Below are 6346 nucleotides of genomic sequence, written 5' to 3'. Positions count from 1 at the left end.
GGCGTTTACGCCGCAAGCCGGGAAAACCATCAACTTACCAGTTGTTTGAGCAGCGCAAAGGCTTCCTTCATTTTGTCTTCACTCACCACAAAGGCGCGCAGCTGGTTTTCGGCATCCACGCCTTTCGCCACCAGCCCCTCTTTAGCGGCCACGATGTTCCACGTCAGATCGTCGCGGCGGGTGTCGCCGGCCAGATGCAGCGGCAGATCCGGGGTTTTCACCTTCACCAGCATTGGCGGCAGCTTGAGTTCTCCCGCCTGCGCCAGCAGATTTTTACTCAGGCACATGGCGCTGAGTAAAATCGGCTGCAGGAACGGCAGTACCACGCCGTTGATTTCCGCACAGTCGCCGAGCGCATAAATCGCCGGGTCGCTGGTTTGCAGCTGGCTATTGACCACAATACCGCGGTTAATCTGCAGTCCGGCGTGGCGCGCCAGCGACGTTTCCGGGCGCAGGCCGGCGGCGGCCACCACCGCATCGACGGTTATCGCGCGCTGGCGATCGAGACTGACGCGAATGCCGTCGGCGGTTTGCTCCAGCCCCTCCAGCTGCGTTTTCAGCATCAGATGTACGCCCATCTCGGTGAGCCGATGCTGCAGGCAGCTGCTGGCCTCCGGCGGCATCAGCGCCGCCAGCACGCTGGCGGAGTTATCGACTACCGTTACCGCTTTACCGGCGCGGCAGAAATCCATCGCCAGTTCGCAGCCAATCAGGCCGCCGCCGACGATCAGCACGCGCTTCGCGTCGTGCAGCCGGCTCTGCGCCGCGCCATATTCGCGCTGGCTATTGAGCGTTAGCATCAGCTCGCGCCCCGGCACCGACGGGATAAACGGCGTCGCGCCGGTGGCCAGCACCAGTTTGTCGTAGCGCCACTGGTTATCCTGGCTCTTCACTAACCGGTTTTCGGCGTCGATATCGCTTACCCAGGTATGGGGAAACAGACGCAGAGTGTACTGCTCGGCGAACTCGCCGGCGCTTTGCAGGGTCAGATCGTCGGCCTTCTGTCCGCGGCTGATGACATGGCTGAGGTCCGGTTTGTTGTATTCATCCATGCTATCGGCGGCGATGAGGGTCAGCGGGATTTGCGCATCCTGCTTACGAATATTTTTCACCAGCTGGCGGGCCGCGAAGCCCGAGCCGATGATGACGATGCCATCACTCATTTTGCCTCCGTCGCCAGTACGTCAAAGACATCTTTGCCAAGAGAACACTCAGGGCAGAGGAAATTGTCCGGCACTTCGCTCCACGGCGTACCCGGCTGTACATCCTGATTAGGTTCGCCTTTCGCCGGGTCATAGACCCACTGGCACACGCTGCACTGCATCATGGGACCGAGATCGGCGGCCGCGGCGGCGGCACAGGCGCAGTCTTGTGGTTCCGGCGTTGTCGCTGCTTCAGCAACCGGCAGCGGCGAGAGGGCCCATTGGCGAGCGATGTCGCGACCGTGTTGGCGGCACAGCTCCAGCGCGTCGATATCCGGGCGCCATTTGGCTTTCAGGCTCAGCGACATCTCAAAGCCGGCATCCTGCAGGCGGGTGGACAGGCGGTCTACCGCGCCGCCGCTCCAGCCGTGCGAGCCAAAGGCGCTGGCGCGTTTATTGCGAAAACGCAGCCCGGTCATCTCTTCCACCAGCCCGGCGATTTTCGGCATCATCACGTTGTTCATGGTGGACGTGCCGACAAGTACGCCTTTCGAGCGGAAAACATTGGTGAGGATGTCGTTTTTGTCGCTGCGGGCGACGTTAAAGATTTTCACCGCTACCCGTGGGTCAACCTCGGTGATCCCCTGGGCAATGGCGTCCGCCATCATGCGGGTATTATTGGACATGGTGTCGTAAAAGATGGTGATGCGATCTTCCTGATAATCCGCCGCCCACTCGAGGTATTTCTCGACGATTTGCGTCGGGTTATCGCGCCAGACCACGCCGTGGGAGGTGGCAATCATCTCCACCGGCAGGTTGAAGCCGAGGATTTCAGTAATTTTCGGCGTCACCAGGCGGCTGAAGGGCGTCAGGATGTTGGCGTAGTAGCGCTGGCACTGTTCGTACAGTTCAGTCTGGTCCACTTCATCGTTGAACAGATGTTCGTCGCAATAGTGCTGGCCGAAGGCGTCGTTGCTGAACAGCACCGCGTCGCCGGACAGGTAGGTCATCATGCTGTCCGGCCAGTGCAGCATCGGCGTTTCCACGAAGATCAGCTGTTTACCGTTACCGATGTCGAGAGTATCGCCGGTTTTCACCACGTGGAAGTTCCACTCCGGATGATGATGGTGGCCGTTGATCGAGTCGATGGCGTTGGCAGTGCAGTAGATCGGCGTATCCGGGATCTGCATCATCAGTTCGGTCAGCGCGCCGGCATGGTCCTCTTCGGCGTGGTTAATGACGATATAGTCGAGGTCGGCGAGGTCGATTTCGCGGCGCAGGTTCTGTACGAACTCGCGGCTGAATTTATGATCGACGGTATCGATCAGCACGTTTTTCTCTTCGCGGATGAGATAGCTGTTGTAGCTGCTGCCGCGCAGCGTTTTATATTCGGTGCCGTGGAAATCACGCACTTCCCAGTCACGTTGGCCAACCCAAAGAATGTTATTTTTCACCACAATAGACATAGCAACCTCAATCAATACAGTGTGTTTAAACTCAGTTGACTGGCTTATATCAAGTTGCGTGCCAACTTTTTAATTAATTGATAATTATCTGTTTTTAATTTTTTCTGATTTTGGTTGTTGTCAAAATGACAATGGTTAAAATAGTCGATATGACAATGCGTATTGTCAAAATGACAATGGAGCGGCAATGAGTTTTTCCGTCGACGAGCTGGCGAGAATCGCCATAGATTTACAAAGTGATATTGGTCACACCGACCGCTTTTCGCGCCTGATTACTACCCTGCGGCAAATTCTTGGCTGCGATGCCTCGGCGCTGCTGCGCTATGAGGCGCATCAGTTTGTGCCGCTGGCGATCGATGGCCTGGCGCAGGATGTGCTCGGTCGGCGCTTTGCCCTGGAAGGACACCCGCGGCTGGAGGCGATTGCGCGCGCCGGGGATGTGGTGCGCTTCCCGGCGGATAGCGACCTGCCCGACCCCTATGACGGGCTGATCCCCGGTCATGAGAGCCTCAAAGTCCATGCCTGCGTGGGACTGCCGCTGTTTGCCGGGCAGACGCTGATTGGCGCGCTGACCCTGGACGGCATGGATGCCGATCGTTTCGATAGCTTCAGCGATGAAGAGCTGCGGCTGATTGCCGCGCTGGTGGCCGGGGCGCTGAATAATGCGCTGCTTATCGCCCGCCTTGAAGCGCAAAACGTCCTGCCGGCGCAGGCGGTGAATTACCCGCTGCCGGAGCGCCAGGAGATCATCGGCCTGTCGGGGCCCATGCTGCAGCTGAAAAAAGAGATCGATATCGTCGCCGCCTCGGATTTAAACGTGCTGATCAGCGGCGAAACCGGCACCGGCAAAGAGCTGGTGGCGAAGGCGGTGCATCAGGGGTCGCCGCGAGCCGCCAACCCTCTGGTGTACCTCAACTGCGCGGCGCTGCCGGAAAGCGTAGCGGAGAGCGAGCTGTTCGGCCATGTGAAAGGGGCATTTACCGGGGCTATCAGCAACCGCAGCGGTAAATTTGAGATGGCGGATAACGGCACCCTGTTTCTTGACGAAATCGGCGAACTGTCGCTGGCGCTGCAGGCCAAACTGCTGCGCGTGCTGCAGTATGGCGATATTCAGCGCGTCGGCGATGACCGCAGCCTGCGGGTCGATGTGCGGGTGCTGGCGGCGACGAACCGCGATCTGCGCCAGGAGGTGGTGGAAGGGCGCTTTCGCGCCGACCTGTACCATCGGCTGAGCGTCTTCCCGCTGTCGGTTCCGCCGCTACGCGAGCGGGAAAGTGACGTGGTGCTGCTGGCGGGCTATTTCTGCGAGCAGTGCCGCCTGCGGATGGGGCTGGCGCGGGTCATTTTGGCTGAGGCGGCGCGAAACCGGCTGCAGCAGTGGTCCTGGCCGGGCAACGTGCGCGAACTGGAGCATGCTATCCATCGGGCGGTGGTGCTGGCGCGGGCCACCCAGGCCGGTGATGAAGTGGTCCTGGAGCCGCAGCATTTCCAGTTTGCGGTGGCGGCGCCAATGTTGCCGACTGAGACGGCGGCAGCGGCGCCCGCGACGGGAAACATCAATCTGCGCGAGGCGACCGACTCTTTTCAGCGAGAAGCCATTAGCCGCGCGCTGGAGGCGAACCAGGGCAACTGGGCGGCGACCGCCCGAGCGCTGGAACTGGACGTCGCCAACCTGCATCGGCTGGCGAAACGTCTGGGGCTTAAAGGATCCCCGCCTGGTAAAAGTTCTGCAGGTTAATGGCGCCGACCAGTTGGCCGTTCTCATCCACTACCGGCGCGGCGCTGATTTTGTGTTTCATCAGCCGCTCTTTGGCTTCCACCGCGCGGCTATCCGCCTGCAGCGTTACGCCGTTGCGGGTCATCGCCCGAGTGACGCCATCGTTGAGCGTACCGCCAGCAACCAGCCAGCGGCGCAGGTCGCCGTCGGTGAAAACGCCCTGCACGCGGTTGGCTTCATCGCAGACCGCCACCAGGCCGAGTCCGGTTCGGCTTAGTTCGAGCATGGCGTCCATGACGTTGGCCTCGGCATTGACCCGCGGCACTTCTTCGTCGCGGCGCATCAGGTGATGCACTTTGTTCAGCAGCCGCGCGCCGAGGGCGCCCGCCGGGTGGGAACGGGCGAAATCCTCTTCATTGAAACCGCGCGCCTGCATCACCGCCATCGCCAACGCGTCGCCCAGCATCAGCGTGTTGACGGTGCTGGAGGTTGGCGCCAGATGCATCGGGCAGGCCTCGCGCTCCACGGCGATATCCAGCACCGCTTTCGCCGCCAGCGCCAGCGGCGAGGTGGATTTGCCGGTCATCGCCAGCAGCGGAATGCCTTTTTCTTCCAGCCGCGGCACGATGAGATCCAGCTCTTTCGCGCTACCGGAGTAGGAGATAAACAGCATCACGTCGCGGCTATCGAGCATGCCGAGATCGCCGTGCAGGGCTTCCGCCGGATGGACGAAAAAGGCCGGGGTGCCGGTGCTGGCGAAGGTTGCCGCCAGCTTTTTACCGATGTGGCCGGATTTACCGATACCGGAGACAATCAGTTTGCCCTCGCAGTGGATAATGGTTTCCGCCGCGCGGATGAAGTCGTCGCCCAGGCGCTCCGGCAGGCGGCTCGCCTCCTGCAGCTCAAGCATCAGGGTCTGGCGTCCGGCCTCTAACAAAAAGTTACTCATGATGTTCTCCAGTAATAATGACTTCAATACCTTTGGCTTCCAGCGCCCGCTGGAATTCCGGGTCAATATCGGCATCGGTAATCAATTTATCCACGCGTTCAAGGCCGCAGACAATATTGGGGCTTTTACGACCAAACTTGGATGAGTCGGCCATCAGGATCACTTCGCGGGCGGCGTTGCACATTGCTTTGCTGACGGTATAGACCTCATTAAAGGTAGTGACTCCGGCGTTCAGATCGATACCGTCGGTGCCCATAAACAGCTTGTCGAAGCTGAACTGTTCGAAGGCGTTTTCCGCCAGCTGGCCGTGAAAAGAGGCCGATTTTTTACGGAAGGTGCCGCCCGGCATCAGGATGGTCTGCTCGTTATCGAACTCTGATAGCGCGTTGACGATATGCAGGCTGTTGGTCATCACCGTGATGTTATTGAAGTGACTCAGCAATGGCACCATCTGCAGCACGGTGCTGCCGGCGTCGAGGATAATTGAATCGCCATCGTGGATGTATCGCACGGCGGCCTCGGCAATCTGCGCTTTTTTATGGGTGTTGATCAGCGTTTTATGGTCAATCGGCGGATCGGCTTCATCCTTGTTGAGTACCACGCCACCGTAGGTGCGAATGACGGTGCCGGCGTTTTCCAGCGTGACCAGATCCTTGCGGATGGTGGTGCCAGTGGTATCGAAGTGTTGCGCCAGCTCTTCGACCGAGCATTTTCCCTGCGACTGCAGGAACTCGAGAATGGCTGCCTGGCGCTGACGTGGTTTCATAGGCGTCTATCCTGCGTTTAAGTTTCGAAGTGATAATTTCGCAAGATATTTACTTTTACAACGAAATTATCCATGTTTCGGATTAAGCGCTAATGATAGTGCATTCTGACAGCGCGGATCATGGGGAAAGATCACATCAGGCTGCAATTCCGCAATATGTTTGCCTGCCAGAGCCGGGATCTTTTGCGGACTGGCGAAAATGGTGAAGCCTTTCATCAGCAGCGTGTCGCTAATGCGGTCGTTATCATCGACGGCGATGGCGACGATGGCGCGCGGTTGAAAGCGCCCGGCGGAGCGGCCGACGCC

General features: G+C 59.3%; 6 protein-coding genes. 1 reads left to right on the top strand and 5 read right to left on the bottom strand.

The window, feature by feature from the left end; all coding sequences use genetic code 11:
- Positions 1–29: 29 nt before the first annotated feature.
- Positions 30–1163, bottom strand: a complete 1134-nt coding sequence (gene norW / locus KHQ28_RS28200; RefSeq protein WP_032418415.1) for an NADH:flavorubredoxin reductase NorW — start codon at positions 1161–1163, stop codon at positions 30–32.
- On the bottom strand, positions 1160–2608 hold the full coding sequence (gene norV, locus KHQ28_RS28195; RefSeq protein WP_004211582.1) for an anaerobic nitric oxide reductase flavorubredoxin: 1449 nt from the start codon (positions 2606–2608) through the stop codon (positions 1160–1162). Before norV ends, norW begins: the two co-directional genes overlap by 4 nt.
- 187 nt (positions 2609–2795) lie before the next feature.
- Here norV and norR point away from each other — a divergent pair, with 187 nt between their 5' ends.
- Positions 2796–4346, top strand: a complete 1551-nt coding sequence (gene norR / locus KHQ28_RS28190; protein ID WP_004890240.1) for a nitric oxide reductase transcriptional regulator NorR — start codon at positions 2796–2798, stop codon at positions 4344–4346.
- Here the strand turns inward: norR and gutQ are convergent.
- The 3 genes from gutQ to KHQ28_RS28175 form a co-directional block, all read right to left on the bottom strand.
- Positions 4309–5274, bottom strand: coding sequence for an arabinose-5-phosphate isomerase GutQ (gene gutQ, locus KHQ28_RS28185; RefSeq protein WP_002914818.1), 966 nt, complete (start codon positions 5272–5274; stop codon positions 4309–4311). The genes norR and gutQ overlap by 38 nt on opposite strands.
- Complete coding sequence (locus KHQ28_RS28180; protein ID WP_002914817.1) at positions 5267–6040, bottom strand: DNA-binding transcriptional repressor; 774 nt, start codon at positions 6038–6040, stop codon at positions 5267–5269. The genes gutQ and KHQ28_RS28180 overlap by 8 nt, the downstream gene beginning before the upstream one ends.
- Positions 6041–6106: 66 nt before the next feature.
- Positions 6107–6346, bottom strand: a 240-nt coding sequence (locus tag KHQ28_RS28175; RefSeq protein WP_211777782.1) for a transcriptional regulator GutM, incomplete at its 5' end; no start/stop codon positions are given.

Origin of the sequence: Klebsiella sp. 28 (genome assembly GCF_018223905.1) — a bacterium.
Lineage (GTDB): Bacteria > Pseudomonadota > Gammaproteobacteria > Enterobacterales > Enterobacteriaceae > Klebsiella > Klebsiella pneumoniae.
This window is presented reverse-complemented; position numbering and strand designations above follow the sequence as displayed.